Source organism: Reichenbachiella ulvae, from assembly GCF_025833875.1.
GTDB classification, from domain to species: domain Bacteria; phylum Bacteroidota; class Bacteroidia; order Cytophagales; family Cyclobacteriaceae; genus Reichenbachiella; species Reichenbachiella ulvae.
Map to the genome: position 1 here is coordinate 5,081,054 of NZ_JAOYOD010000001.1, position 25,159 is coordinate 5,106,212.

At 37.6% G+C, this 25,159-nt stretch carries 27 protein-coding genes; 11 read left to right on the forward strand and 16 right to left on the reverse strand.

Annotation, left to right across the window (positions count from 1 at the left end; translation table 11 throughout):
* The first annotated feature begins 60 nt into the window (after positions 1-60).
* The 5 genes from N7U62_RS20925 (at position 61) to N7U62_RS20945 (ending at position 6,509) form a co-directional block, all read left to right on the forward strand.
* Positions 61-2,907 carry a type I restriction endonuclease subunit R gene (locus tag N7U62_RS20925; RefSeq protein WP_264140064.1) on the forward strand — a complete coding sequence of 949 codons (2,847 nt, stop codon included), beginning with the start codon at positions 61-63 and terminating at the stop codon, positions 2,905-2,907.
* A 12-nt stretch (positions 2,908-2,919) separates the two neighbouring features.
* Positions 2,920-3,171, forward strand: a complete 252-nt coding sequence (locus tag N7U62_RS20930) for a hypothetical protein (RefSeq protein WP_264140065.1) — start codon at positions 2,920-2,922, stop codon at positions 3,169-3,171.
* Positions 3,172-3,237: 66 nt separating this feature from the next.
* Positions 3,238-4,359 carry a putative phage abortive infection protein gene (locus N7U62_RS20935; protein ID WP_264140067.1) on the forward strand — a complete coding sequence of 374 codons (1,122 nt, stop codon included), beginning with the start codon at positions 3,238-3,240 and terminating at the stop codon, positions 4,357-4,359.
* 114 nt (positions 4,360-4,473) lie between these two features.
* Complete coding sequence (locus N7U62_RS20940) at positions 4,474-5,601, forward strand: phospholipase D family protein (RefSeq protein WP_264140068.1); 1,128 nt, start codon at positions 4,474-4,476, stop codon at positions 5,599-5,601.
* Positions 5,598-6,509 carry a DUF5655 domain-containing protein gene (locus tag N7U62_RS20945; protein WP_264140069.1) on the forward strand — a complete coding sequence of 304 codons (912 nt, stop codon included), beginning with the start codon at positions 5,598-5,600 and terminating at the stop codon, positions 6,507-6,509. Before N7U62_RS20940 ends, N7U62_RS20945 begins: the two co-directional genes overlap by 4 nt.
* A 13-nt stretch (positions 6,510-6,522) precedes the next feature.
* On the opposite strand, the gene N7U62_RS20950 is transcribed toward N7U62_RS20945, so the two are convergent.
* Together N7U62_RS20950 and N7U62_RS20955 are read right to left on the reverse strand one after the other, a co-directional pair.
* Positions 6,523-7,176, reverse strand: coding sequence for a hypothetical protein (locus tag N7U62_RS20950; RefSeq protein ID WP_264140070.1), 654 nt, complete (start codon positions 7,174-7,176; stop codon positions 6,523-6,525).
* Positions 7,173-8,225: a HipA domain-containing protein gene (locus tag N7U62_RS20955; protein WP_264140071.1), complete on the reverse strand. Its 1,053-nt coding sequence runs from the start codon at positions 8,223-8,225 to the stop codon at positions 7,173-7,175. The genes N7U62_RS20950 and N7U62_RS20955 overlap by 4 nt, the downstream gene beginning before the upstream one ends.
* 336 nt (positions 8,226-8,561) lie before the next feature.
* Here N7U62_RS20955 and N7U62_RS20960 point away from each other — a divergent pair, with 336 nt between their 5' ends.
* Positions 8,562-8,783 (forward strand): hypothetical protein, encoded by a 222-nt coding sequence (locus N7U62_RS20960; protein ID WP_264140072.1) that lies wholly within the window; start codon positions 8,562-8,564, stop codon positions 8,781-8,783.
* 90 nt (positions 8,784-8,873) lie between these two features.
* Here the strand turns inward: N7U62_RS20960 and N7U62_RS20965 are convergent, their stop codons facing one another.
* On the reverse strand, positions 8,874-10,148 hold the full coding sequence (locus tag N7U62_RS20965) for a hypothetical protein (RefSeq protein WP_264140073.1): 1,275 nt from the start codon (positions 10,146-10,148) through the stop codon (positions 8,874-8,876).
* Positions 10,149-10,577: 429 nt separating this feature from the next.
* The gene (locus tag N7U62_RS20970; protein ID WP_264140074.1) at positions 10,578-10,805 is read right to left on the reverse strand and encodes a helix-turn-helix domain-containing protein; all 228 of its coding nucleotides are present in this window, start codon (positions 10,803-10,805) and stop codon (positions 10,578-10,580) included.
* 25 nt (positions 10,806-10,830) lie between these two features.
* Here N7U62_RS20970 and N7U62_RS20975 point away from each other — a divergent pair, with 25 nt between their 5' ends.
* Positions 10,831-11,199: a hypothetical protein gene (locus N7U62_RS20975; RefSeq protein WP_264140075.1), complete on the forward strand. Its 369-nt coding sequence runs from the start codon at positions 10,831-10,833 to the stop codon at positions 11,197-11,199.
* A gap of 15 nt (positions 11,200-11,214) precedes the next feature.
* On the opposite strand, the gene N7U62_RS20980 is transcribed toward N7U62_RS20975, so the two are convergent.
* The 8 genes from N7U62_RS20980 to N7U62_RS21015 form a co-directional block, all read right to left on the reverse strand.
* A complete protein-coding gene (locus tag N7U62_RS20980; protein WP_264140076.1) occupies positions 11,215-11,973 on the reverse strand; it encodes a metallophosphoesterase in 759 nt (252 codons plus the stop codon).
* Positions 11,970-12,737, reverse strand: a complete 768-nt coding sequence (locus N7U62_RS20985; RefSeq protein WP_264140077.1) for a metallophosphoesterase — start codon at positions 12,735-12,737, stop codon at positions 11,970-11,972. The genes N7U62_RS20980 and N7U62_RS20985 overlap by 4 nt, the downstream gene beginning before the upstream one ends.
* A 62-nt stretch (positions 12,738-12,799) precedes the next feature.
* Entirely contained in the window at positions 12,800-13,741 is a 942-nt protein-coding gene (locus tag N7U62_RS20990) for a relaxase/mobilization nuclease domain-containing protein (protein ID WP_264140078.1), read from the reverse strand.
* The gene (gene mobC, locus N7U62_RS20995) at positions 13,738-14,082 is read right to left on the reverse strand and encodes a plasmid mobilization relaxosome protein MobC (RefSeq protein WP_264140079.1); all 345 of its coding nucleotides are present in this window, start codon (positions 14,080-14,082) and stop codon (positions 13,738-13,740) included. The genes N7U62_RS20990 and mobC overlap by 4 nt, the downstream gene beginning before the upstream one ends.
* A gap of 143 nt (positions 14,083-14,225) precedes the next feature.
* A complete protein-coding gene (locus tag N7U62_RS21000) occupies positions 14,226-14,582 on the reverse strand; it encodes a hypothetical protein (RefSeq protein WP_264140080.1) in 357 nt (118 codons plus the stop codon).
* Positions 14,563-15,390, reverse strand: a complete 828-nt coding sequence (locus N7U62_RS21005; protein ID WP_264140081.1) for a ParA family protein — start codon at positions 15,388-15,390, stop codon at positions 14,563-14,565. The genes N7U62_RS21000 and N7U62_RS21005 overlap by 20 nt, the downstream gene beginning before the upstream one ends.
* Positions 15,391-15,491: 101 nt before the next feature.
* Positions 15,492-16,100, reverse strand: a complete 609-nt coding sequence (locus tag N7U62_RS21010; RefSeq protein ID WP_264140082.1) for a hypothetical protein — start codon at positions 16,098-16,100, stop codon at positions 15,492-15,494.
* 320 nt (positions 16,101-16,420) lie between these two features.
* Positions 16,421-16,720 (reverse strand): MerR family transcriptional regulator, encoded by a 300-nt coding sequence (locus N7U62_RS21015; protein ID WP_264140084.1) that lies wholly within the window; start codon positions 16,718-16,720, stop codon positions 16,421-16,423.
* 120 nt (positions 16,721-16,840) lie between these two features.
* Between N7U62_RS21015 and N7U62_RS21020 the strand changes: the two genes are divergently transcribed.
* Together N7U62_RS21020 and N7U62_RS21025 are read left to right on the forward strand one after the other, a co-directional pair.
* Positions 16,841-17,116, forward strand: a complete 276-nt coding sequence (locus N7U62_RS21020) for a transposase (RefSeq protein ID WP_264136081.1) — start codon at positions 16,841-16,843, stop codon at positions 17,114-17,116.
* A 41-nt stretch (positions 17,117-17,157) separates the two neighbouring features.
* Complete coding sequence (locus N7U62_RS21025) at positions 17,158-17,964, forward strand: IS3 family transposase (RefSeq protein WP_264136082.1); 807 nt, start codon at positions 17,158-17,160, stop codon at positions 17,962-17,964.
* A 201-nt stretch (positions 17,965-18,165) separates the two neighbouring features.
* Here N7U62_RS21025 and N7U62_RS21030 read toward each other — a convergent pair whose 3' ends face one another.
* On the reverse strand, positions 18,166-18,786 hold the full coding sequence (locus N7U62_RS21030; protein ID WP_264140085.1) for a hypothetical protein: 621 nt from the start codon (positions 18,784-18,786) through the stop codon (positions 18,166-18,168).
* A 10-nt stretch (positions 18,787-18,796) separates the two neighbouring features.
* A complete protein-coding gene (locus N7U62_RS21035) occupies positions 18,797-20,038 on the reverse strand; it encodes a site-specific integrase (protein ID WP_264140086.1) in 1,242 nt (413 codons plus the stop codon).
* Between the two features lie 382 nt (positions 20,039-20,420).
* On the opposite strand from N7U62_RS21035, the gene N7U62_RS21040 reads away from it, so the two are divergent.
* Together N7U62_RS21040 and N7U62_RS21045 are read left to right on the forward strand one after the other, a co-directional pair.
* On the forward strand, positions 20,421-22,775 hold the full coding sequence (locus N7U62_RS21040) for a glycoside hydrolase family 127 protein (RefSeq protein ID WP_264140087.1): 2,355 nt from the start codon (positions 20,421-20,423) through the stop codon (positions 22,773-22,775).
* Positions 22,776-22,890: 115 nt separating this feature from the next.
* Positions 22,891-23,133: a hypothetical protein gene (locus N7U62_RS21045; protein ID WP_264140088.1), complete on the forward strand. Its 243-nt coding sequence runs from the start codon at positions 22,891-22,893 to the stop codon at positions 23,131-23,133.
* Between the two features lie 211 nt (positions 23,134-23,344).
* Here the strand turns inward: N7U62_RS21045 and N7U62_RS21050 are convergent, their stop codons facing one another.
* Positions 23,345-23,713: a hypothetical protein gene (locus N7U62_RS21050; RefSeq protein WP_264140089.1), complete on the reverse strand. Its 369-nt coding sequence runs from the start codon at positions 23,711-23,713 to the stop codon at positions 23,345-23,347.
* A gap of 69 nt (positions 23,714-23,782) precedes the next feature.
* Positions 23,783-25,141 (reverse strand): M20 metallopeptidase family protein, encoded by a 1,359-nt coding sequence (locus N7U62_RS21055; protein WP_264140090.1) that lies wholly within the window; start codon positions 25,139-25,141, stop codon positions 23,783-23,785.
* Positions 25,142-25,159 lie beyond the last annotated feature (18 nt).

Sequence of the window (25,159 nt, forward strand, 5' to 3'; positions counted from 1 at the left end):
TAGGAATTCCTGTTGTATATTAGAATTTCAATGAAACTCTTCGATAATTTTTAATACTGAATGACCTCCCAACCAGAAGAACTTTTAGAAAACAACCTCATCACCCAACTGACCAAATTGGGATATTCCCATGTTTCCATTCCGGACGAAGCTGCACTACTCAGCAACCTCAGACAGCAATTAGAAATTCACAACAAAGTCAGCCTCAGCGATAGTGATTTCAACCAGATCCTCAACTTCATCAACAAAGGCAACATCTTCGAACGTGCCAAAATACTCCGAGACAGAGTGCCCTACATCAATGACCAGGGAGAAAACAAAACCGTAGAACTGATCAATCAAATTCATTGGTGTCAAAACGAATTCCAGGTGACTCAGCAGGTCACCATAGCGGGTAAGTACAAAAATCGATATGATGTCACCATACTCATCAATGGATTGCCTTTGGTACAAGTAGAGCTCAAGAGAAGAGGCCTTGAACTGAAAGAAGCCTTCAACCAAACCAACCGTTACGAGAGACATTCATATGGCGCAGGCCACGGTCTGTTTCAATTCATCCAACTCTTCGTGATCAGCAATGGTGTCAATACCAAGTACTACGCCAATAGCCCGATCAAAGCCCGGTCTTTCAAACAGACCTTCTATTGGTCGGATATCAAAAACAAGCTGGTTACACAGTTGGCTGACTTTACGGAGGTTTTTCTAGAGCCTTGCCATCTCTCCAAGATGATCACCAAGTACATCGTACTCAACGAGTCTCAGAAGATCCTGATGATCTTACGTCCCTACCAGTTCTATGCGGTAGAGGCCATCGTGGATCGGGTCAAGAGTACCACAGATTATGGATACATATGGCATACTACAGGTTCGGGCAAAACACTGACCTCCTTCAAGGCAGCACAGATATTGACAAACCTGCCTGAGGTGCATAAAGTAGTCTTTGTAGTGGATCGCAAAGACCTGGACTACCAAACCTCCAAAGAATTCAACAGCTTCAGCAAAGGCAGTATAGATATCACCAACAATACTCATACTTTGGTTCAGCAGTTGGCTGGTGATAATAAGCTGATTGTTACCACGATTCAAAAGCTCAATACTGCCATCAGTAAGACCCGCTACCTCGGCCAAATGGAGAGACTAAAGAAGGAACGTGTGGTTTTCATATTCGACGAATGCCACAGGAGCCAGTTTGGCAAAACCCACGAAGACATCAAGAATTTCTTTCAGGCGAGTCAGATGTTTGGCTTTACAGGTACTCCTATATTCGAAGAAAATGCGGGTAGCAATGAATATGGCAAACGCACGACAACCATGCTTTTTGGCAAGTGTCTGCACAAATATGTGATTACGGATGCTATTCGGGACGAAAACGTGCTTAAGTTTTCCATTGAGTACATCAGTACATTCAAGAAAAAAGAGCACATTCTGGATATTGATGTAGAGGCCATCGATGAGGCAGAGGTGATGAATGCCCCACAGAGATTAGAACATGTAGTGGACTATATCATAGCAAACCATCCACGAAAAACTCATAACCGCGAGTTTACTGCCATGTTCTGTGTGTCCAGTGTCCCTGTATTAGTGGAATACTACCGCCTTTTTCATGAGAAGAAAGTAAGAGGAGAACATAATCTGAAAGTGGCAACCATCTTTAGTTATCAGGCCAATGAGGAGGATAAAGATGCTGGAGGCATTGTAGAGGATGAGGAATTCTTACAAGCAGCTGAACCCATACCAGAATACAATACCCAACATAGCAGAGATAGCCTGGAGGAGTTTATTGGTCATTACAACCAGCAATTTTCTACCAATTACACGACCAAGGACAGCCAATCTTTCTACAATTATTACAACGACATTGCCAAGCGTGTCAAACACAAACAAATCGATGTACTCCTGGTTGTGAATATGTTCCTCACTGGCTTTGATAGCAAAGCGCTCAATACGCTGTATGTAGACAAGAACCTAAAGTACCATGGTCTAATTCAAGCTTATTCCAGGACCAACCGGATCTTGAATGAACTCAAGTCGCAAGGAAACATAGTCAGCTTCAGAAACCTAAAAAAGGCAACGGATGAAGCCATCACCCTCTTCTCCAATATAGAGGCCAAGGACGAAATCATCATGCAGCCTTATGAAGAGTATGTGGCCAAGTTCAACCAGGCATTCATTCAACTATTGACTATTGCCCCTACGGTCAATAGTGTGAATGATCTGCCAAGCGAGGAAGAGGAATTTGAATTCATCAAGGCCTTTCGTGAACTGATGCGAATCAAGAATGTACTGGCTACATTCACTGAATTCAGCTTTGATGATCTCTCCATGGGAGAGCAGTCATTCGAAGATTACAAAAGCAAGTATCTGGACTTATACGACAAGGTTAAGAGTCAGCAGCAAAAGGAGAAAGTATCCATATTACAGGACATAGATTTCGAATTAGAATTGATCCATAGAGATGAAGTCAATGTTTCCTATATCCTAAAGTTATTGGCCAAGTTGAAAGACGCACCAATAGAGGAGCAAGAAAAACAAGCGGCTGCAATAGTCGATTTAGTAGCCGGAGAAGCTCAGCTTCGCAGCAAACGTGAACTCATAGACAAATTTATCCGGGAGCACCTGCCATTGATTGAAGACTCTGAAGATGTGCCAGAAGCATTCGAGCAGTTTTGGGACACAGAACGAAAGGATGCCCTGAAAACGATCAGCTTGGAAGAGGACCTGGATGCTGCCAAACTAGAGACTGTAATAGGAGACTATCTCTTTACAGAAAAAGTGCCTTTGAGAGATGATGTCATTGGCCTACTTCATACTCGTCCCAGTCTCAAAGAGCGCGGCAAAACAGCCGAGCGCATCATCACCAAAATGAAAGACTTTATTGACACCTTCATCAGTGGCTTTGCTGCTTAAAATGATCAAAACATGAATATCCTAAAATTACATGAAGCTATCGCAGTAGTACTACTCAATAAGGAAGATAGAACAGCCACAATAGAAGAAATCAGCAAAGAAATAGCGGTTCGTCATCTCTACAGACAAAAGTCCGGTGATATAGCCCCTCCAGGCCAAATCCGATTACGCACCCATCCAAACACAAAAGCTGGAAAACAATATGCCCATCTATTCAAGTTCATAGAACCGAACAAAGTAAAACTGAGAAATTCTAAGTTATGATTTACAATGAAATGAACTCCATGCCAGTCAAAATTAAGTCTTCAATTATTGAGAAGGGAGGTTGTTTTGGCCAAGGTTGAAGTTAAAACATTCGATTCTAGATTCTGGAAAATTTTCATTCCATTTCTATTCTTCATTGGCTTAATTCTCTTCTTTCCATATTGGTTCACCCAGATGTCATGGGTCGAATTTGATTTCAAGGATTCAGGAGAAATTGGGGATACAATTGGAGGTGTGTTGGGTCCTTTCATTGCCATTGGTGCGGCAATCCTTACTTTTTTCGCATTCTGGGTTCAGCTTAAAGCGAATGAACAACAGAGACAGGATATAGCCCTTGAACGTTTTGAAACTAAATTCTATGAGATGCTAAGGCTTCATCGTTCAAATGTCGAAGAAATGGAAATAGCAGGAAAGCATCGAGGTAGAAAAGCATTTGTTGAAATGTTCAAGGAGTTTAGATTCATTTATCAAGTTTTAGATAAAAAAACCAATGCTGATCATTCTCATGAATGGTCAAGTAACATAGCATTTCATCATTTTTTCTATGGGGTTGATGACAGTATGGAATCAGTTTCATCTGATAAGAAACTTCAAGTCTACGAAAAAGACACTTTGAAATTTCTTAAAATGATGAAGTCAAATGCAAGAATCCAATTCAATCAAGGAAAACGACCTGCCGTTTTAATACTTCAAGAAGGCATAAGGCATGATACTGATTTCTTTCCATTTGGAGGTCATGCCTCAAGATTAGGTCACTATTTTAGACATCTGTATCAGACGGTAAAGTTTGTAGCCAGCTATGATAAGGTTGAACTTTCGTTTAATGATCGATACGAATATATTAAGTTACTACGTGCGCAACTCTCTAATCATGAGCAACTTTTGATTTATTACAACACCTTTTCTCCACACAAAGTATGGTGGGATGATGAGCTGGGACTCAAGAATGAAGAGGGGCTTCCCCTCAGTTATTTTCTGGACTTTAAGCTAATAAAGAATATACCTTTCAATTTGACTAAAAGGATTGGATTAGACCCGTTTACGGCTTTTAAGAACCGAATTATACATCGTTATGAAGATGCAGGTCAATCAATTTTGCAAAATGAAGCAGAACTAAAAGCAAAAACCTGTTTTGAATGGAAGGAGAGAGAATTGACAAAAAATGACATAAACCAACAGACCATATGAGACTATTCTTCGGTAAGATTTCTAAAAAAGTAGACGTTCAACAAATTGAGGAAGGGTATTACTTGTCAAAGAAAGGATCTACTTGGTTTGGGGATATTGAGGTAAACAATTAACATGATTAAAACGATCCACAACCATTGGTTAGAAGTATTCAATCAAGAGCTCAAGGGTACCAAAATTTTGAAAATCATTTCTCCATTTATTAAGGAGAATATGGTGAGTCATCTTTTAAGGAATTTTACTGGAAATCAAGTACAATTAATTACTAGGTATAACCTAAATGATTTTAGGCTTGGTGTTTCTAGCATAAGAGCATTAAGAAGGCTTCTTGAAGCTGGAGTAGAAATTAAAGGTGTAAAAGGCTTACATAGTAAAATGTACCAATTCGATATGAACTCTGTTCTAATAACCTCTGCTAATTTTACCAGTGGTGGTTTTTTTGTTAATAAGGAGTTTGGTGTTCTTACCGATCATGAACATGTTGTCAATGAAGCACAATTATATTTTGATGGGTTATGGAAGTTGGATGCCAATTTGTTGACTATTGAAACACTAAATGATTGGTTAGAAACCGTAAAAAAATCTAAAACGGATATGCACAAATCTGTTAGAGTTTTAGCAGATTATGGAGCTTCTAGTTTGGAGCAAACTATCAAAGGAAGACGGTATTTTGTAAAGTTTTTCGGAAAAAATGAACATCGTGAAGATCTTAAATACGAGACGAGAAGAGAAATTGAAAATGGGTGTCCACATTATGCACTTTCCTTTTCGGATAAAAGAGGAAGGCCGAGGAGATATAGAGACGGAGATGTAGTTTTTATGGCTAAAATGATACATGGTAACGACTATGCCATTTTTGGAAGGGGAATTACTTACGCACATAATGATTTAAGAGATGTTGCAGATGAAAAGGATGCGGAGCATGTCGAATGGATAAGTAGTTGGCCAATCTTGGTAAGAGTGCATTCAACAGAGTTTATTGATTCTAGCATGGAGAATTGTCCAAAATTGAATGATCTAATGAATATTTTAGGGTATGAGAGTTTTCAAAGTACATTGGATAATTATAACCGTAAAAAGGGGAATATAATACCAACAATGGCTCTAAGGCAGCAAGCAGATATAAAATTAAGTGAGACGGGAGCTGTTTGGTTAGAAAATATCTTTCAAGAATCAATCAGTACCTGGGGATGTGTGCCTGATTCTTATATAAAACAGTTTTATCAGGGGATTAAAATATGAATCTTTATAAGCTCAATAAAACCAAATTAGATGAAGTCAAAAACATTCCTTTCAAACTCGAAAAGGATATCCAAAACCTTGTGGAAGAAAATCTGCAAACACTTTATGGACTAGACTTCGTTAAAAGTGAATTTCAACTGAATAACTTAAGAATAGACACATTAGGTTTTGATCAGCAATTCAATTCCTTTGTAATCATAGAGTATAAAAAGACAAAGACTTTTTCTGTAATTGACCAGGGTTACTCGTATTTATCTTTAATGCTAAACAATAAGGCTGATTTCATTCTAGAATACCAAGAACAAACCGGAAAAGCACTTAGAAGGGAAGAAATTGACTGGAGTCAGTCCAGAGTGATCTTTATTTCACCTCAATTCACCACCTATCAAAAGCAGAGCATCGAATTCAAAGATTTGCCTTTCGAGCTTTGGGAGATTAAAAGATATTCTAACGATACAATCATACTCAATCAACACAAGTCCTCCAGCAAAGTTAGTATCAACACTATTGAGACTAAAGATGATCGAACAGAACAGGTCAATAAGGAGATTAAGGTTTATAGCGAGGAGGACCAATTAAAGAAAGGGAATGAGAATATTCAGGAGCTCGCTGCTCAACTCAAAGATCGCATATTGGAACTAGAAGGTGTTGAGGTCAGCCCTGTCAAGCATTACATTGGATTTAAACTTAATAAGCGGGTTGTTACCGATTTTGATGTTCAAAAAACCAAATTAAAACTCAGAGTAAATCTAAAACAAGGGACTTTAGACGATCCTAAACTATTTTTCCGAGACGTTTCCAACATAGGCACTTTCGGAGTTGGCGACTATGAGGCAGTGGTTAATCCAGATACTGATTTAGACTACCTCATGAGCTGCATCAAACAGAGCTATAATTATCATATTTAGAAAGGCAATTGTTTTAAATTTCAATTTTTAAAAAAGCTCTTTTAATATTTCCATTCTTTTCAAGATGATGGATTGTAACCTTAACTCTTGCCTTAGATCGATGAAATACTCTTGAATGAATAACCTTAACATACCCGACTTCTTTTTGACCTTTCATCAATTTAACAGCCATTTCATCTTTTGGATTCTTTGGGTCAAGTTCGTAATTAAGAACATCACCAATGCTTAATTCATCACTTTTTAATTTCAGATGGCTTAGGCCTGAAATTTCAGAGATAAACAATAAGCCTTTTATTGGATAGAATTCCGCAAGGAACTCAAAGTTGTCGATTGGTAAAAGACCTTGCGTTTGAGCCAACATGTAATATGGATCAAACCTTCTTGATGAATCTACTTTCCAAAAATCATAAAAGTCAGCAAGGTCATTTCTTTCTGACTTCATGAGTCTTTGAGAAAACACTTCCAATACATTCGTATTATATTCTTTTTCAATATATGGAAAACCAGTATACGGAGTAAACCCATGCTTTTCAGCAATAGCGACATTGTCAGTTATGTATCTGAAACGTGTCCCAGTGGTACTGTTTGTTTTTAATTCACCAACAACAATACGCCTGTCACCGACCCCTTTTCTCCAAACCAGAAATATGTTACCGATATCTCTCAAAGTTCTTTTATCTTTTGAATTCTCAAAGTTACGATCTTATACATTAATTCTTTGCGTCTGTTTGATAAGGAAAACTCACTTTGTTCACGTGGTAAATTATAATCTATATTTTCAATAAGATTTTTGAGTTTGTCAATATTAAAATTTTGAACAATCATATTTTTCACATCATTAAACTCACTTATGTAGTTTATTTTAATGAAATTTAATAATTCAAAATGATTTGGTTTATTGCCCTCCTTAATTCTTATTTCAGATTTACCCTTCCTCGAAATGTAGGCATCCATCATTTGAGGATTACTTAACATTTTATCAATTCTATCATCTGTGTTCTCTCTACCAAGGCTGCAACCACTGTCATATATTGGAGAAAAAGTTGTTGGAACCAACAGTCCCTTTAAAGCTGGATTTAGATCACTTTTTAAAAGCAATCCAATTAAATATTTTAAAAAACCCCAACTAAGCTTATCTCTTAACCCTTTAGATTTCTCGATTTTACGATCATATTCTTCCAAAGATTCAGAAAAATTTGTGATAAATGCCCAATTCTCGTGATGCCTATCAGAATTGCCTATTATAGCATCAAGAAACACCATCTCGATAATTTTTTTATAAGAAGTCGATTTCAATCCGTAAAAATCAAGAGCATTAATAATGAATTCGAATGTATACTGGTACTCATCTGTTTTTGGATTGTAGTTTGGTGAAAAACCTCTTAGATAATCAATCCCCTCAGCTAACTTGTTTTTGTCATTGGATATCATACTTTTTGATAAACATCCTATTTTTTGCTCATCATTTTTGTCATATCCAATATTATAATCTAGAACATGAAAGCCTAACATTTGTCCAATTTTTGAAGAAGCAATCTCTGACCAGAATTCATTTGGATACTTAAAGCTCCCATCTTTTAACTTTTTAGAGCCCTTAAAAAAATATTGAACTTCTTCAGTTGGGTGAATGTAGATTTTTTTGCTTCTGGTACCACCAGTGTTTGAATAGGCAATTTTCTCCCAATTAGAGATATCTGTGAAGATAGGATGTTCCATTTAATATGGCACTTATTTTTAGCATACAATAATATTGGAATTATCTGTTCTAGATACCTTTTGTATATCAATTGTTTTTTTAACCTTTAATTCGTTGGTTTGGTGATAATATCATTATAGGGAAAACTGTTTGCGACGACTGATAGATAGAGCCTGTTTTTATTTAATCCGGTGATTTTTTATAAAATGGAATAATGGAGGTGGGAAATTAATAAGAGATAAATCCTCGACAATAATTCATACTGTTGCTCTAAGATTCTCCAGAAATGCAGATTTGTTGTTTTTTTAAAAATCGAACTTTAATTTATGTGCTAGCGTTAGTTTATTTAAAAAGTTATGAGTGTAAAAATGTATAGCAGAGTAAGGGTTCTAAATCCACCTAGTGAAAGAATTGGAACCGTGGTTGGTGTTTTTGATGAGGATTATTATATCAATAACAAAGGTGATAATGTTTTGTATGCCTCAAGAGGCGAGTTGAAAGTTCATTTTGATGGGGCACCTGAAGGTGATTTTGTTCCATATGCAGAGTCAATGATAGAATTAGTTGATGATCAGTAATGATTTTTTTTATCCTCGATGCTAGTGTAAATTAATTTCTGGTAATGCCATAATCACGACTGGGTAACCCTATGCTAATTGTTATACGCTTTATATTTTTAAATTCAATTTCAGTTTTTCCCTTTCTAGTTCGAATTCATCCCAAGTTAAGTGACTAAACGAAATCATATCGTCAATTACTGATTTTGTATATGATTGTAGTTCTTCAAATAGTTTTTTTTGATTCTCTTTAATTGGTATAAGATCTTCTATTCTTTTTCCAAGATGAATGATAGATGTCCGCACTCCTAATATTCGGTCTTTTGATCCATCATTTTTTTTCAAGCCTGCAGTCAATTCTTCAAACCTCTGCATTAATTTATGATAGTTGGTCTTGTTTGATGTAGCATGAAGACCAATTTTACCTTTTACTATTTGAAACTTTTCGTATTCATAGGGGTTTGCCATGTGCTCAAATAATGTCATTATCATACTAAATTTCATTGTTAAGTCATCAGTCTCCAATATGGTGCTATTTAATCTAAGTGCATGCTTAGCGATATTTCCTGTTTCGTTAATCTCGAAATTAAGCATGGGGTTAATCTCTATAAAGTCATTATGTATAAGGTCAATACCTAAACTTTTAATAAATGTTTTGACTTCAACTTCCCTAGCCTGAATATGGGCTACATTTTGTTTTGGAAAATATATCATCGCCGTTGAGTATTTTTCAGCCCAAAGGCCAGTATTTGCTACCATATACTCAGGGTGAAAATATTCTCCATGATAATACTTGACTAAATCCATTATCAAATCTGTCTCTTGTGATAGTTTTTTTATTAAACCTTCATCTTGTGTCTGATCCATCGAATTGTAAGAATCATGGTCTATTAATTTAGTTGTAAATACTATAATAGGATGGGACCTATAGGTATCTACAGAAACTTGTGTAAGTGACGTTACATGATCTCGAAGTGGATTTTTTGATGCCTTAATATTAATCGTGTTAAATGGAAATTCATCATTTGGATATATACTATATTTTCCTGCATGAATTATATTCTCGCAACGTAATCGAGAAATTGGCATAATTATTATTTGATAATCTAGGATGTCTTTCTGAAAATTAAATTCTTCACCTCTGGAATACTCTTTAATAACCATCCATCGGAAATTCACTTTAAAATCATTAAATATTTCTTTTTCAGGTTTTGTTTCATGTTTAAAGCATAATCCATCTCCTTCAGGAAAGCAGCTTATATAGTATCCCATTGTTTCCATTGCCTTTATGGCTTTTTCGAGTTCGTATTTGGGATATAGATATGGAGGCATCCAAATTAGGTTTCCATAATGAGTTTCGGTTGCATTTTTTATTACAGCTCTCATTTATTTTCGATTTGTTATCATGCAATGATGAATGGGAATTAAAAAAGGGCTTTTGAATTCAACAATACTACTACAATTTTCAAAAGGAATTAGATGTATTGTGTTTTCTGTGTTTCACTTAATATATGCTGGCTGGTAATCCTAGTTCCTTCATTGAAGGATTAGATAAATGGTGAATTTTCTCACATATTTGGCATAGTATGGTAGATGAGTTCGTGCCTAATTCTTATACTAGATGTTTTTTTAGTTGTTTCTCTCGCGTTCCCATAATGCCATACAACAATTAGATGTCAGCAATGAATGTTGTTTGCCTTAAAGTAAATGCACTCTTTTGCACTTAATAGACCATTGTTCATAAATACCTCAAGGTTGCAATCATTAGAAACCGGAATTGTATCATAATGTAGATTTTTTTTATAACATCACCTCTTAGACTGCAGAAATCGAGTTTTCAACTTTTAATATTATCTCACTTGGATTTATTTCTAATCCTTTGGCCAGCATAAATAATACTTCAATTGAAGGCACTCTTTTGGCATTTTCAATGCGCCAGATATAAGTGCGATCAAGCCCTGCAAGAAATCCCAACTTCTCCTGAGAAAGTCCTCTTTCCATTCTTAGGTCTCTTATCACATTGGCAAATTGATCTTTAAGCATTATCCCTTTAGAAAGGAATAAAAGTATGCCAGTTGGCAACTTATCACCACTGCCAATTGGCAACAGTTGTTTATATTTAAATCAAAAAGAAATTATGACTATTGAGGAACTAAAGAGCAATGAGGAATTGATGTCTTACGTGAGAGGAAAGTGTATTGCTTTTTCAGATTTTAATAGAGCCCTAGCCAGTGCAATAATAGAAGAAAAGAAGACTTATGACCTATCAAGTATAAACGTTCGAATCACTCATTATAACTTTCTAATGAATCATTTTATATCTCAATATGTGCCAAAAGAGCAGGTTTTTGACATAGCTGGGAAGCTGGAAGAATATATGGATGAAAAACTTGATGCAGAATTTGAGGTAATGAAAAGGCAGCAAAGCGAAGGGTAGATCTGTATATATAAATTAAACCTCTATAACCTTATCCCCTCTAAAACTATCTGGGTTATCTCTAAAAACATAGCCTAACATATTAGACACAAATTGAGTGTTTCCAAGTTTGCTATCTCGATTGTAATGATTGTGCCCATAGATCCAAAAGTCCACATCCCATTTCTGTATTTGATCATCCAACTTTGCAGTATAGTAGTCCTTCATTGCTATCCCTCGTTCATTGAAGCCTTTTGGGAAGGCGTCTGCAGCCCAACATGGTACAAAGTGACTAGCAACAACTCTAGGTTTGGTTTTAGGCTTTGAGAGCTCTTGGTTGAGCCATTTGACTGCCTCGACATGCAAGTGATTGTGATGGGCTATGGTATAATCCTCTGACCCATATTTACAGTTTTTAAAATCGCTTATCATACTTTCAACCAAAGGTTCTGCTTTTGACCAAAGTGTTGAAAAGAACACTTCAAAATGATCTAATTCAATTCTCTGATGATTGAGATATTTCACATTTGAATACAGCTCTAGATCTAAGTCAAAAGCAGTGGATAGGTCACCAAAATGATAGAATTCGTGGTTGCCTGGAACAATGTATGTTTGCTCCCAGTGATCAGATACGTATTTCAAAAAGTCATAATGATCATCTGAATGATGATTTAAAATTTTAATATCACCAGCTAGAATCAAAATCGGAGCAACTGGTTTGATGGGATAGAGGTTTAGAAAAGCTCGGTTTTCTTCAAACTCGGTGTGTAGATCAGAGGCAATTTGAATTTTCATATCTCAATGGTTTTAGCAAAGTCAAATCCTTGATGCTCAAGATGGGATACATAGCCAAACTGATTGGATCTAAATTTGACCCCCAAGGTATCAACATTCTTGTCCCAGTGGTTGTGACCATAGATCCAGTAGTCTATATCCCACCCATCGATTCTTTCAGACAGTTCCGCTGTAAAGTATCTTTTAATGATAGGACCTAGGAGTGGATCGGAACTCTTTGGATAGCCATCAGTTTGTGTACAGGGAACAAAATGAGATACCACCACTCTAGGATGTGTTTTTTCCTTATTCAGCTCAGTACTGAGCCATTTCACAGCCTTTTGATGAAGCTCATCATGATGCTTATAAGTATAGCGCTCACCAGCATAATTGCAATTGCGAAAATCAGGAATGTAATTTTTGATTATTTGATTTCTAACCAATGACCAAAGTGTGGTAAAGTAAAAATCGACTCCTTCGATATGAATTTTTTTATGATTGAGGTATCGGACATTGGGATAGATCTTCAGATCAATATCAAATGCCCGAGAGACGTCTTCGTTTGAATACCATTCATGATTTCCAGGGATTATATATACCTGCTTCCAATTTTCTGATAGCCATTTAAAATAGCTGTCTCGCGTTACTTGCCGGTTAACTATGTTATCTATATCCCCTGCTAATATCAAGTATGGAGCGACTGGTTTTAGGTTTTGAACCTCGGTCAAATAGTAATAATTATTTTCAAACTCTAAGTGAAGGTCACTGGCGTACTGAAATTTCATAAGCAATATTGTTGGTAATTATTTTTCCCCAATTGCCCATGGCAATTGGCTGTATCCTAAAGTTACATTCCTAGATCTCTTTTTCTTCTATTTCCTGTGATTTCATCTTCTTCCAATTCAGCCTCATAGCTTTGTTGCTTCAAGTGATTACTCAATTGGTTCACGGATTTAGTAAGTCCAATATTTGGCTTGTTGAAGGTCTTTTTGTGTTGCTGTTTTTCAATGGTTAACAAATGTCTTTTGAATGCTACATTCATGGTTTGAAATAAAGGTTTGAGTTGATATTTCTTTCCAAGTTTAGATGATTTGAAAACTTTACCGTCCATTTCAAAAGATAAACCATAGACATTGCCGTTTTTATGTTTATGTCTAACAACCTTGATCCCTTGTTTTCTTAATTGATCAAAAACTGAGGAAACGAATGTTTCAAGTTTTTTACCAGACCCCTGTTTGATACTTGCATGGATGGCGTCTTTAATTTTAGTTTTAATGAGCTTTTGTCCTCTTCTCTCAGCGTGTATTTCTTGAGCGGTTTTTTGGTTGTTAGTTTTATCTTTCTTTTCGAATTTGACTTCACCTAAAGAATATAGTCTCTCTATTCTGCGGACAGACTCCATTGCTCTTGTGTATGATTTGGAATCTGAAATAGTATTACCATCATAATCGACTCTTGAAGCACAAATATGAATGTGTTCATACTCCTTGTCAAAGTGCCGAATGATTGAATATGGAGCGTTTGAAAACCCCATGTCACTCATGAATATATCAGCACATTCTCTCCATTGCTGACTGGTTAGACTTTCATCTATTGGCAGGCTTAGACTACCATGAAAGACCTTGTTTTTAAGCCTTTTGTTTTGATCAGAGACACATTTAAAAGCTTCTATTTGGTCTTCGACTTCAATGTCGCCCATATTGTCACCAAGGTTTTTATATTCTCTTTCATGAACTAAATATTTCATTAGCTTAGTGAAATTAGTTCCGACTTTAACCTTGGCTATCATTTGATTTGTTGATTGATTCGATCCAGTTGATCTTTTAGTTCCCGTAATTCTTTTATTCGAGCTATTGCTGCAAATCTGGCGGTATTGCTGCCTGAGTTTAAAGCCTTACTTATTTGGTTCAGATTATTTCCTATTCTGTATAAGTCAGATTTTATTCCCTTCATGATTGGGTAAGAGATATGGCTAGGTTTTGATCTTTTAATCCCTATCAAGATCAAATCTAGAAGTCCTATTTTATGCAAGTCACAATATTTTCTTATCTCCTTAGCATCAATGTCAGAGCATCGAAAAGTCAGCACTTTTGATCTTAGTTTTTCTTTGTTGATTCTAGGTCTTGCCATTTTACTTTTTCAAACGGAGTGTAGAAAAAGCGAGCGTAATTGTAATTCGAAACATAGTTTTGTATTACAATTACATTGCTCGCTCTCCTCATCAAATCGGTCAAGGGACCTTTTTGAAGAGGAGTTAAAAACATTTTTGTTGTTTACTTTTTGCGACCTTTGGACTGCTCTTGCTTCTTGATAAATTCCGGTCGTTCTATTAATTCTGAATCATATTGCTGAACAAAAACTTCAATTGCCTTTTCAATAATTTGACTGTAGCTGGAATCCTCATTCTTGCAGTTTTCTGTCCAGGTCAAATTTTTGATTGTTTCGATTGTCTCCAAATTCAAATTTCTAATCAGAAAGTTCTTTCTTATACAAGGAGTAGATAATGGCTTTCTTTCTATTGCATCAAATCTATTTTCAATAGCCTTCTTTGGAGCTGTTGAAAATAAGTCAACATCAACAGTTTTACTTTGGGGCCTTTTAGCCTGTGCTTTAAACTTTTCTCGGCTCATTTTGAATACGGTTTAGAATTTCATTGACTAGTTCTCTATAGTCTGCCAACCCCTTAAATGGTGAACTTTTCTTTACCAGTTGAGAAGATCTTTTGATGTCATCATGAGTTGACAATTCTCTACCCATTTGCGTGGCTTCTTGGATGGTGATATTCTCGTTGATCTTAGTTTTAAATAGATCCTTATGATAGTTGGTTTCGAACCATTCTACCATGTCAGAATGTATTGCGGTATTCTTCCTGTACCTAGTTACAAAAAGGCCCAACAGTTTTAAGTCTGTATTTAGTTTAGCAGACACAATTGCATCTAAATTCTCTATTATATTATTGATACCATTAACAGAGAAGTTATGCGCCTCAGATGGGATTAGTACATAATCACTTGCCGCAAGAGCATTCTGCGTAATTATTTCCCTATTCGGAGGACAATCCATCAAAATGAAGTCCGCTTTGTCTGTCACCTGCTTTAATAGAGATTTTAGAATCAGTCTTGGATCTTCAATTTGAAAGTCTTTGTCATTTTTGATCGAGTCCATAAAATCTAGTGGGGTTAATCTAGGGTCGCCTCCTACAAGAATCAGGTTCTCATTGACCTTGTTGGCTACTATCTTCTTATGATGAAACAGACAATCAAATATATTTCGATCTTCAGCTTCAACGTCAAGTGAAATGGTGAGGTCTGCTTGAGGGTCAAGATCAACAAGAATTACTTTATAGTTGAGTCTTGAAAGTATACTCCCTATTGATCCAGTGCTCGTAGTTTTCGCTACTCCGCCTTTTTCATTGGCTATTGATATGATTATTGACATTGTTAAGTGTATTATGAATGTTAACATTGATGAAGTTGATTAACAGAGGTAATACTCTTACCTCTGTTAATAGTGATAACATTGTTATCAGAGATAGCATGTTACCCAAAATGAATAGTTCGAAAGAACCACTCATCTGCCCTTTGGTTATAGCCGTCTAAGTGCTTGTCGCAATAATTGATGTAAAAAGCTTTAACCGCCCCAAGCTCTTGAGCATTACTTCTAATTAGTTTCATACAGAATCTTTGAAGAACTTCTTTATCATAAAATCGCTTCTTTGATAAGTCAAGAGGGTCAGATGGAGATGCTTTTTTGTGAGTGTAGAGTAACTCGTGAGGATCAAGCCCTTTTGCTTTAATCTTGTAGAATGATTTTAGAAATTCATCGATTGGTGGTCTATAAGGTGCTTCATTCCACTCAAAACAGTCTTGATACAGTGTGAATGCAAGCTTATAGTTTCTTTTAACATTATCTTTCCAATAATACTCTATTTTCTCAGCATCATGACATCTATCATTTGATTCATCTAGATAGCCTGCTTTGTACATTCTCAGAATCCAGTTTTGTAGTAGAATTTGTTTGTCCTTTACTTCAGGCATACCAACTCTCTTGCTGTAACCAAGGAACCGATACCCATTCACAAGGTATATTTCTTGTCGATATGTGCTTTCAACTGAATCCCAAGCTCTTTCTTTATATAATTTGCTCATTGTCCTAACGTTTAGTACGATTTGTAAACTTTTTGTGAAAACTTTTGAAACGCATTTTTCTTAACTGCTGAGTGAACGATAAACGGAAAACGTTTACTTGGAGGTAAAAAAAATGGACATAGGTATCCTATGTCATTTTATTGCATATGACGTTTTTGTGTATAAAAAAAACGGATTAATCCTATGAAATTAAGAATTGTTCGGGGGTGCTTAATATGTGTGTGTCATTTGGCTTATTTTGATTATAGGAATAAACCTAGTACATTCGAATGTGAGGCTTCAATTCACAGAATACACTAGACCGGGACTTTCCCGGTTTTTTATTTTCTACTTGGTTGTAGAAGCGTTGGGTTTTGTTGCAGGACTTTTTTTAGCTGTGATTTGTAGTACCAGACCTTGTTACTTCCAGGTATTTGTTCCACTGGAACCTTTTTTTTCTTTTTCCATGAAATAAGAGTAACCTGTGAGATTCCTAAATATTCTGCGGCCTCCTTTTGGTTCATTCTTTCTTCTGAACTTGGAGATGTATAATTCCTTTCTTCATTTGCCTCTAAAAGAGTCTCAAGGATTATATTTTTTAACTCTTTTCTTGAAAGGCTTAACAATATCGTCTTCTCCATTGATATTTATTTAAATCTGCTTTAATGACACAAATGAGAATAGTAATTACCGATATTTGATCATACCCCAAAAAATGGGACAGTGGGTTTAGTTCAGAAATGACGATTAAATTTACTGATATGACACGCAAGAAGTACACATCAAAATTCAAGACGAAGGTGGTATTAGAGGCCATCAAAGAGCAATCAAGTGTAGCAGAACTAGCACAGAAATATGAACTAGCCCCTCAGCAAATCAACCTCTGGAAAAGAGAGTTTTTGGCCAATGCAGAGGGTGTTTTTGAGAAAAAAGGCAAGAGCAAGAAGTCCCAAATTGAAGATGAACGTGATCAGCTGCTTAAGGTAATTGGGCAACTTAAAGTTGAGAATGATTTTTTAAACGACGCCTTGCGGTAAGACCTCTTGCTGAACGGCGATCATTGATAAGCAAGGGTCAATTGAGTATGGCAAAGCAGTGCAAACTACTTTCCCTACACCGTTCGGGAATATATTATAAGCCCAGAGGAGAATCTGAATTGAACTTAAAACTCATGCGTATGATGGACGAGCATTATCTCCACCATTCTTTTAAGGGGGCACGCAGCATGCATACCTGGCTGACCAAAGACAAGGGACTGCAGGTGAGCAAAAATCGGGTTGAACGACTCTACTATCGGGTGATGGGGCTTAGAGCTACCCAGCCTGGAAAACATACTTCCAGACGGCACAAGGCTCATAAAGTGTACCCTTATCTGCTTCGTAATCTGACCGTGAAACGTCCCAATCAGGTCTGGGCAATAGACATCACCTACATCCCAATGAAGAAGGGTTTTATGTATTTGATAGCCATTATTGACCTCTACAGCAGGTATGTAGTCAATTGGTCAGTATCTAACTCAATGGATGCGGACTGGTGCCTAAACTGCCTAGAAGAGGCTATAGAAACACATGGAAAGCCAGAGATCCTCAATACCGATCAAGGCTCACAGTTTACATCAGAAGTCTTCGCCAACTTCGTCTTGAGTCAAGACATCAAATTGAGTATGGACGGAAAAGGAAGGGCTATTGACAATGCCTTTATTGAGCGGTTGTGGAGAAGTGTAAAGTATGAAAAACTGTACCTCAATCCACCTAAGGACGGTATGGATCTGTACCTACTAGTGGCAGAGTACTTCAACTACTACAACATGGAAAGAAGGCATACAAGTATCGAGAATCAGAGACCGATTGATCTCTATCAAACCACCCAAAAACAGGCCGCCTAATGAGTAGATTATTTTTGGGTTTTATTGTTAATGAAAGGATTATTAAACACTATTGTAGAACTTAAAACCGAACAATCCCTGTCCTAACTATTGGGGTATGATCAATTGAAATAGGCTGTTTTTTGTTGGCGAATTAAGGTTCAGTTTGTCAATGTGTTACGAGGTTATATTGACTACTATTTTTTTTTTGATTGGCATGTGTCATATCAATTTTTTGAGCATTTTCCATTTGACTTCCTCCTTATTAAAGGTGAAATTATAGTCTACGGATTTGATATGGCCAGATTTTATTTTCTTTTCTCTATAGGAATTCATCTTAGTTATGCTTTCTCTAATGTTTCTGGACGAGAGGCCTGAGGTGTTTTGTGCAAACAATTCGTTAATCAATTTGCCAAATGACAATTGCGAGGATTGTTTGATGCTGATAATGTTATAGAATAGACAGAACATTAAAACATTCTTAAAATCCTTCACGTCATCTGAGGTCCGAAAGAAGGTCCTTTCAGGGATAATTTTGGTTTTGATTCTCAGCAATTCTATAAAATTATAACTTCTTTTCCTTAATTCCTGTACTGAATAGGTGTCTTTTCTTTTATCATCTATACTGTTGATTAACCAGGGGATATGTTTGATGTTTAAGTTTAAAATTCCATTTTGAATAAGGAACTCAATTATTAATTCTAGTTTCTTAGGTTTTTCAACATGAACACCTTTTTTAAATCGTTTTATTCGACATTCTCGGGTTGGAAATATGTCTTTCTTTTCAATTTTTTCAGCCGCTTTCTTGAGAAGTATTAATTGACTTTTGTTTTTTAATGTCATAAAGTATTGTTCAAATTTTATCCCATGTATTATCCATTTCAGATTTCTTGAATTCTTCAGCAATCTTCACGTACCGCCTAAAGTTTTCTTCTTTCTTGTGGCCGGTAATATTTCTAACCACCATCTCTTTCATTCCTAGAATCAATGAATTTGTCACGAATGTTTTCCTGGCCGTGTGACTGGTGATTAGTTGGTGTTTGGGTACAACAGTTTCGATGCGCTTACCGCCGGATTGTCTTACTACTGCAGTAGGAGAATTAATATCTGCTTCTTCGGCACAATCCTTTAGATATTTATTGAACTTCTGGACAGAAATAATAGGTAGAGGCTCGTGGATCGAACCTTCATATTTCTTCAATATTTCTAGTGCATATTTGTTAAGTGGAATTCGGTTGTTGACTTCACCAGTTTTTTGGATTGACTTTACTATGTATCCATCTCTGATGTGAGACATGTTGAGTGATCGTATGTCTGAAAATCTGAGTCCAGTAAAACAGCCAAAGCAATAGGTGTCTCTTACATGTTCTAGTTTTCTTGATTTGAAGTCATGCTTGTAAAATTTCATTAGTTCATCTACGGTTAGGTAGATTACTTCCTTTTCTATTTCTGGAGCTTTGAATTTTTTGTACTCCAAGTTGATATGATAGCCTTTGTCAAAGGACCAGGTCATAAATGCTTTTAGAGCTGCTATGATTCGTGCAAAGTAGTTGTTTGCTATTCCTTTTTCTTGATAGGCATACTTTCTGAGCGTCTCAAAGAAACTAAGATCTATATTCTCAAAAGTGATTTTGTACTTAGTCTTCTTTTCAAAATTCTCTAGAAACCTTTGTGCAGTTCGGTGGCCCTTGATTGTCCACTCAGCTTTGGTGGATCTACTTGTCTCCAGGTATTCATCAAAAACTTTAAAAAAAGACCTTTCTTCAAGTTCTATTGACCTTGGGTTCTCAAGTTTTTCTAATACGTATTGTTTGCTGAGGGTTATATTGAATTTTAGGGAAACCTTATTGATTCTATGGACAGCCTCGGTCAGGTCCTCCAATATTTCATTGTACTCTTCATAATTGTTGTACTCTCCATTTCTACTTGGCTTTCGAACTCGTTGTTTAGACGGGTTCCAATCAGCCGATTTGATCTTTATTTTTTTGACAGCTTTTCTGATTCGTTGACCATCAAATGAAAGGTCAATATATACTGGGATTTTGTCGTTTTTATCCTTCTTTTGGGTTTGAAGATAGAAGAAGTGATTTAGCATTTTGAACTAGTTGGTGTCGAAATTGGTGTCGAAAAAATTATTAAAGCTGGTTTCAGTTAATTGAAAGTGCTTCAAGGACTGATACTAGGCTAAATTTAAGACATTTCCAGCTAGTGCAAAAACACTTAAGAAGTAAGGAACTTCCGCCTCTGGCACACTAAACCCTTGTATCGCAAGATGTCAAGGGTTTTTTGTTTTTATCCCTCATTATTTCTTCTTGATTTTTCTGCTTCCTTTCAAAGCCTAATGTAGGATTTTGAACAATTCTATTAAAGTGTATAACTTACACTTAAAATGAGGTGTCCAAATCGTTTGACAATTGAGGAGGGCGGATCTCTAAGAGTATATTGTGGGTTCTACCACAAAAAAGAACTTGAAAGACATGAAAAAGCTACTATTGAATACCCTGTCGCTGGCTATTTGGCTGGTGGCCTGCGAGCAAGCTGAAAAAACCTCGCAATCTCTTCAATATTTTGATTTGGATGAAGTTGAGCTGTTGGACAGCCCATTCAAAAATGCCCAGCAGTTGGATAAAAAGTACCTGTTAGATCTGGAGGCGGATCGATTGCTGGCTCCTTTCCTACGAGAAGCTGGTCTAGAGCCTAAGGCTGAAAGCTATACCAACTGGGAGAATACGGGACTGGATGGACACATTGGCGGCCATTATTTGTCTGCTTTGGCCATGATGTATGCTTCCACTGGAGATGCCGATATCAAAGCTCGCCTGGACTACATGCTCAGTGAGTTGAAGAGATGTCAGGATGCCAATGGCAATGGATACATTGGTGGGGTTCCGGATGGAGAAAAGGCATGGGACGAAGTGGCAAGCGGAGACATCAGAGCGGGTGGATTTAGTCTCAATGATAGATGGGTACCGCTCTACAACATTCATAAAACCTATGCCGGGTTGAGAGATGCTTATTTGTTTGCTGGCAGTGAAGAAGCCAAACTTATGCTGGTTAAGTTGACCGATTGGATGATCGGAATTGTGTCTCAATTGAGTAAAGAGCAAATACAGGATATGCTGCGCAGCGAGCATGGTGGCTTGAATGAAACTTTTGCTGACGTAGCGGCTATCACTGGCGATGAAAAGTATTTGACCCTTGCCAAACAATTTTCTCATCAGGTGGTGCTCGATCCGCTTTTGAAAGGAGAGGATCATCTGACGGGTATGCATGCCAACACACAGATTCCAAAGGTGATTGGTTTTCAGCGCGTGGCAGAGATCAATGGAGATTCGAGCTGGACCAACGCGGCGGCTTATTTCTGGGACAAAGTGGTGGAGCAACGCAGTGTTGTGATCGGGGGAAATAGTGCTTACGAGCATTTTCATCCATCCGATGATTTCTCTCGCATGATGCAGGGAACACAGGGGCCTGAGACTTGCAACACCTACAATATGCTTCGCCTCAGCAAGATGCTTTACCAGGATTCTGAAGATGTGAACTATGTAGACTATTACGAGAGAGCCCTGTACAATCACATTCTTTCTTCTCAGCATCCAGAGACAGGTGGTCTGGTGTATTTTACTCAGATGAGACCGGGACATTACCGCGTTTATTCTCAACCTGAAACGAGTTTTTGGTGTTGTGTAGGTTCTGGGATTGAAAACCATGCAAAATATGGAGAGATGATATATGCCTCTAAAGGCGATGCGTTATATGTCAATTTGTTTATTCCTTCTCGACTCAACTGGGAAGAAAATGGAGTAACGATTGTTCAGGAAAACAACTTCCCAGAGGAGGCATCTACTCAGTTGACTATCGAGAAGGCGTCTACATTCACTTTGAAGCTGCGAATACCTAAATGGGTTGCGGGAGGAGATGTATCCGTATCTGTTAATGGAGAGCCTGTGGAGGGGGAAGTGATAGATTCATATTTCACTTTGTCTAGAGATTGGAGTGCTGGAGACATCATCAAGATGGAAATGCCGATGGAGCTGAATGCAGAGCAGTTGCCTGATGGTTCGAATTACTATGCCTTCACCTTTGGTCCGGTGGTTTTAGCGGCTAAAACTGGGACTGATGATATGCCTGGGCTTTTTGCGGACGATAGCCGTGGAGGACATATCGCTCAAGGTAAAATCATCCCTATGAAGGATGTGCCGGTTTTGGTAAGTGAGGCTGATCAAGTAGAGGCCAAAGTAAGCCCAGTTGAAGGAGAGGCCCTTCGATTCAAGATAGAGGGATTGCATGCCGATGGTTTCGAGTCTTTGGAATTGATGCCATTTTATGATCTGCACGAAGCGAGATACATGATTTATTTCCCTCAGGCTAATGAGAAGGAACTAGCCGAAAGAATGGCGCAAATAGAAGCAGAAGAGGAGGCAAGAAAGAAACTGGATGATCAGTCTGTGGATGTTGTATTATGTGGGCAGCAACAGCCAGAATCGGATCATTTTATTAAGAATAAGGATACCTGGATAGGTTATCTGTTCGACGAGCACTATCGTGAAGGGAGTGGTTGGTTCAGCTACAAAATGCGAAATCCATCCCGGGAAGCGAAAAAATTATACGTGAAATATTTGGATGTTGATCATAGGAGGGGAACTGAAATTTATCTCAATGATCAGAAAGTATCTGAACTGGATCTCGATGCAAAAAGCGAGGAGCAATTGAACGAGCTGATTGTCGATATTCCAGCTGATTTACAAAAAGAGAGCACTTTGCAACTTAAGATTCAAAGCAAGGAGAAACTATGGATGACCAAGATCGTTGAGGTGAGACTGCTGAAATGATTAGGAGAATTCAATGTAATGAAAGCGCCAATGGGGAGTTATCCATTGGCGTTTTTTTATCTCTTATTTTGGCGAGCATTGCAGCTATATTCTATAGCTAATCTGACTTCAACGAATGAGAAATACACTATCTGAACAAAGGACTATAAAGCCAGAATCCACAGGCTCAGAAAACCCAAAGAGCAAGGAAGAAATTGTGCTGTCCAACAGTCTATTATTAGGTTCGTCTTCCGTCTACAAAGAAGCTGAAAGAGCTCTCCATGGGAACCAGTTTCCGGACAAATATGTGTTTGTTGCCATAGGCGCTGCGATTGCTTTGTTTGGTATTGCGATAGCTATTGCCATTCAGTTTGTCTGATAAAGGAAGGCTGAGGTCAAGTTGAGGAACTATCCCTATAGATTTCTAATCTAATGCCTATGAAATTTTACTTAGATACGTATCTAAGTAAAATCTTATCACTATGTTTTTGTCAGGAGATACGTATCTAAAGAGATTTTTATAGTTATGTTTTTTGTTTTAGATACGTGTCTAAACTAGAAAGTGTAAGTATGAAATGGTTATCTGCTGCTTATTTGTTTTGCAATGCTAATTGGAGCTGCTCTTGTGCCTCGCTTAGATCAAATACTCGATTTGGGGAATAATTGTCGATGCAATACTGGAGTGCTTTTGATCCTGCGCTAGTTTCTATTCCGCTCTCAGTGGCTATTTTTCCCAGCATATAATTGAGACCAAGCGATTGACCTGGATGATCTTTCATCAACTGCTTGATATATCGGATGGACCTTCGGAAGAGACTGTCCAGCAACATACCCGATTCTAAACGAGGCGTAGCATCACTACTCCCGGAGGCCACATAATAATAGGAGGGATTCGGTAGACTATCCAATTGAGCAAATGACTGAGCTTGACCACCAAAGAGGTTTTGACTGATGGCCATGAAGCCTCTGAAAAATTGGTGAGAAACTTAGAAATACTGCAAGGATCAAAAAGAGTAATGGTTTAGTTTTCATGGTTTAGGGGTGTTGTTTTCATCCTTGAGACGTTCTACCATCAGGGAGGAGAAATATTGCACACCCATGCGAATGCATTCTTCGTCTACTCGAAAATTGGGGCTGTGTGGCATGGCAATGATGCCTTTTTCAAAATTGGAGCCGCCCATTAGGAAGTAGGTGCCAGGTACCTCACGCTGCATGTAAGCAAAATCATCTCCTCGGTTGTCAGGGATCACACCATATAGTGGAATGGCACTCATGGGTCCATAGATATTGGCAATAGATTGGATGGCTTGTCTTGTCAGTGCGGGATGGTTATCAATATTGCCCCGGTCGTTGGATATAGATATTTGTTCAGAACCATAGGAGATGTCTATCAACTGATCCGCAAAGGGTGAATCAGAGATCAATCTCTGTAGTTGAGAGGGGAGAGGCTGGATCAGTTCGCTGTTACTGGCACTCACGATTTCACTTATGATCAACTTTCCCTCTTTTTCTTTAACATTAAATTGTTTTTCTGTCGTGATGAAATTTTTGAAAATCGTATTGGGATTGCCTATCCCTATGTTGGGATCCATCAGGTTTCGGATGTCCCAAAATTTGCTGTCGGGTTCTATATTTTGGATTCCACTGATTAGCTCTTTTGTGTAAGCGATGATCTCTTCATTTTCATCACTGGATTTAAAAGTCACATTGATTTGTTTGTAATCGGCATAGAGGTAGTTGGGTTTAGAAGCAATGGTTCCGGTTGGCATAGGGGATATATGTGCTGCATAGCATTCTTCTGGTGAGATCAGGTCCATCAGGCCATCTTTGAGCATGGCTTTGGCTCCCATAAAGTTCTCTTCCGAAGGTTGAAAGATAAAATAGATACTGCCGTTGATCTGCTCTTTTTGGCTGGTGAGTACTTGAGCCATCCCCAGGGCGATGGTGGTGTGCACATCGTGCCCGCACTGATGACTTACACCTTCATTGACAGAGGCGAAATCCAGGTTGTTATTTTCCTGAATAGGCAGTGCATCTATGTCTGCACGCCAGGCAATTTTCTTTCCAGGGTTGGCTCCTTTGAGGATACCAACGACTCCATGTCCACCAATGCCCGAATGCACCTCTAGTCCCAGATCAAGCAAATATTGCTCGATGTATGCGGAAGTTTCTTTTTCCTTGGTGCTCAATTCGGGGTGGCGATGCAGATGGTGTCTTACCGCTACCAGGCTATCGAAGATCGCGTTCGTTTGTATCTGAATCGCATCATGAATGCCTCTGGTTGCATGGGTTTGACTTTTACTAATTGTTCCCATCAATAGAAAGCAGACTACAGCGCTCCATTTTATCAGGGCGATTGGATGTTTTAGGTTTCTGTAATTCTTCATGAGACAAAAATGAAAGGG

Bases quoted from the DNA above. Each gene is read 5' to 3' on its own strand.
- N7U62_RS21035 (WP_264140086.1), bottom strand. From the start codon at position 20,038: ATGCTAAATCACTTCTTCTATCTTCAAACCCAAAAGAAGGATAAAAAC.
- N7U62_RS20940 (WP_264140068.1), top strand. From the start codon at position 4,474: ATGATTAAAACGATCCACAACCATTGGTTAGAAGTATTCAATCAAGAG.
- N7U62_RS21005 (WP_264140081.1), bottom strand. From the start codon at position 15,390: ATGTCAATAATCATATCAATAGCCAATGAAAAAGGCGGAGTAGCGAAA.
- mobC (WP_264140079.1), bottom strand. From the start codon at position 14,082: ATGGCAAGACCTAGAATCAACAAAGAAAAACTAAGATCAAAAGTGCTG.
- N7U62_RS20990 (WP_264140078.1), bottom strand. From the start codon at position 13,741: ATGATAGCCAAGGTTAAAGTCGGAACTAATTTCACTAAGCTAATGAAA.
- N7U62_RS21000 (WP_264140080.1), bottom strand. From the start codon at position 14,582: ATGAGCCGAGAAAAGTTTAAAGCACAGGCTAAAAGGCCCCAAAGTAAA.
- N7U62_RS21050 (WP_264140089.1), bottom strand. From the start codon at position 23,713: ATGGCCATCAGTCAAAACCTCTTTGGTGGTCAAGCTCAGTCATTTGCT.
- N7U62_RS21030 (WP_264140085.1), bottom strand. From the start codon at position 18,786: ATGACATTAAAAAACAAAAGTCAATTAATACTTCTCAAGAAAGCGGCT.
- N7U62_RS20945 (WP_264140069.1), top strand. From the start codon at position 5,598: ATGAATCTTTATAAGCTCAATAAAACCAAATTAGATGAAGTCAAAAAC.
- N7U62_RS20930 (WP_264140065.1), top strand. From the start codon at position 2,920: ATGAATATCCTAAAATTACATGAAGCTATCGCAGTAGTACTACTCAAT.
- N7U62_RS20970 (WP_264140074.1), bottom strand. From the start codon at position 10,805: ATGCTTAAAGATCAATTTGCCAATGTGATAAGAGACCTAAGAATGGAA.
- N7U62_RS20960 (WP_264140072.1), top strand. From the start codon at position 8,562: ATGAGTGTAAAAATGTATAGCAGAGTAAGGGTTCTAAATCCACCTAGT.
- N7U62_RS20955 (WP_264140071.1), bottom strand. From the start codon at position 8,225: ATGGAACATCCTATCTTCACAGATATCTCTAATTGGGAGAAAATTGCC.
- N7U62_RS20980 (WP_264140076.1), bottom strand. From the start codon at position 11,973: ATGAAAATTCAAATTGCCTCTGATCTACACACCGAGTTTGAAGAAAAC.
- N7U62_RS21045 (WP_264140088.1), top strand. From the start codon at position 22,891: ATGAGAAATACACTATCTGAACAAAGGACTATAAAGCCAGAATCCACA.
- N7U62_RS21015 (WP_264140084.1), bottom strand. From the start codon at position 16,720: ATGGAGAAGACGATATTGTTAAGCCTTTCAAGAAAAGAGTTAAAAAAT.
- N7U62_RS20925 (WP_264140064.1), top strand. From the start codon at position 61: ATGACCTCCCAACCAGAAGAACTTTTAGAAAACAACCTCATCACCCAA.
- N7U62_RS21040 (WP_264140087.1), top strand. From the start codon at position 20,421: ATGAAAAAGCTACTATTGAATACCCTGTCGCTGGCTATTTGGCTGGTG.
- N7U62_RS20975 (WP_264140075.1), top strand. From the start codon at position 10,831: ATGCCAGTTGGCAACTTATCACCACTGCCAATTGGCAACAGTTGTTTA.
- N7U62_RS20985 (WP_264140077.1), bottom strand. From the start codon at position 12,737: ATGAAATTTCAGTACGCCAGTGACCTTCACTTAGAGTTTGAAAATAAT.
- N7U62_RS21020 (WP_264136081.1), top strand. From the start codon at position 16,841: ATGACACGCAAGAAGTACACATCAAAATTCAAGACGAAGGTGGTATTA.
- N7U62_RS21010 (WP_264140082.1), bottom strand. From the start codon at position 16,100: ATGAGCAAATTATATAAAGAAAGAGCTTGGGATTCAGTTGAAAGCACA.
- N7U62_RS20965 (WP_264140073.1), bottom strand. From the start codon at position 10,148: ATGAGAGCTGTAATAAAAAATGCAACCGAAACTCATTATGGAAACCTA.
- N7U62_RS21055 (WP_264140090.1), bottom strand. From the start codon at position 25,141: ATGAAGAATTACAGAAACCTAAAACATCCAATCGCCCTGATAAAATGG.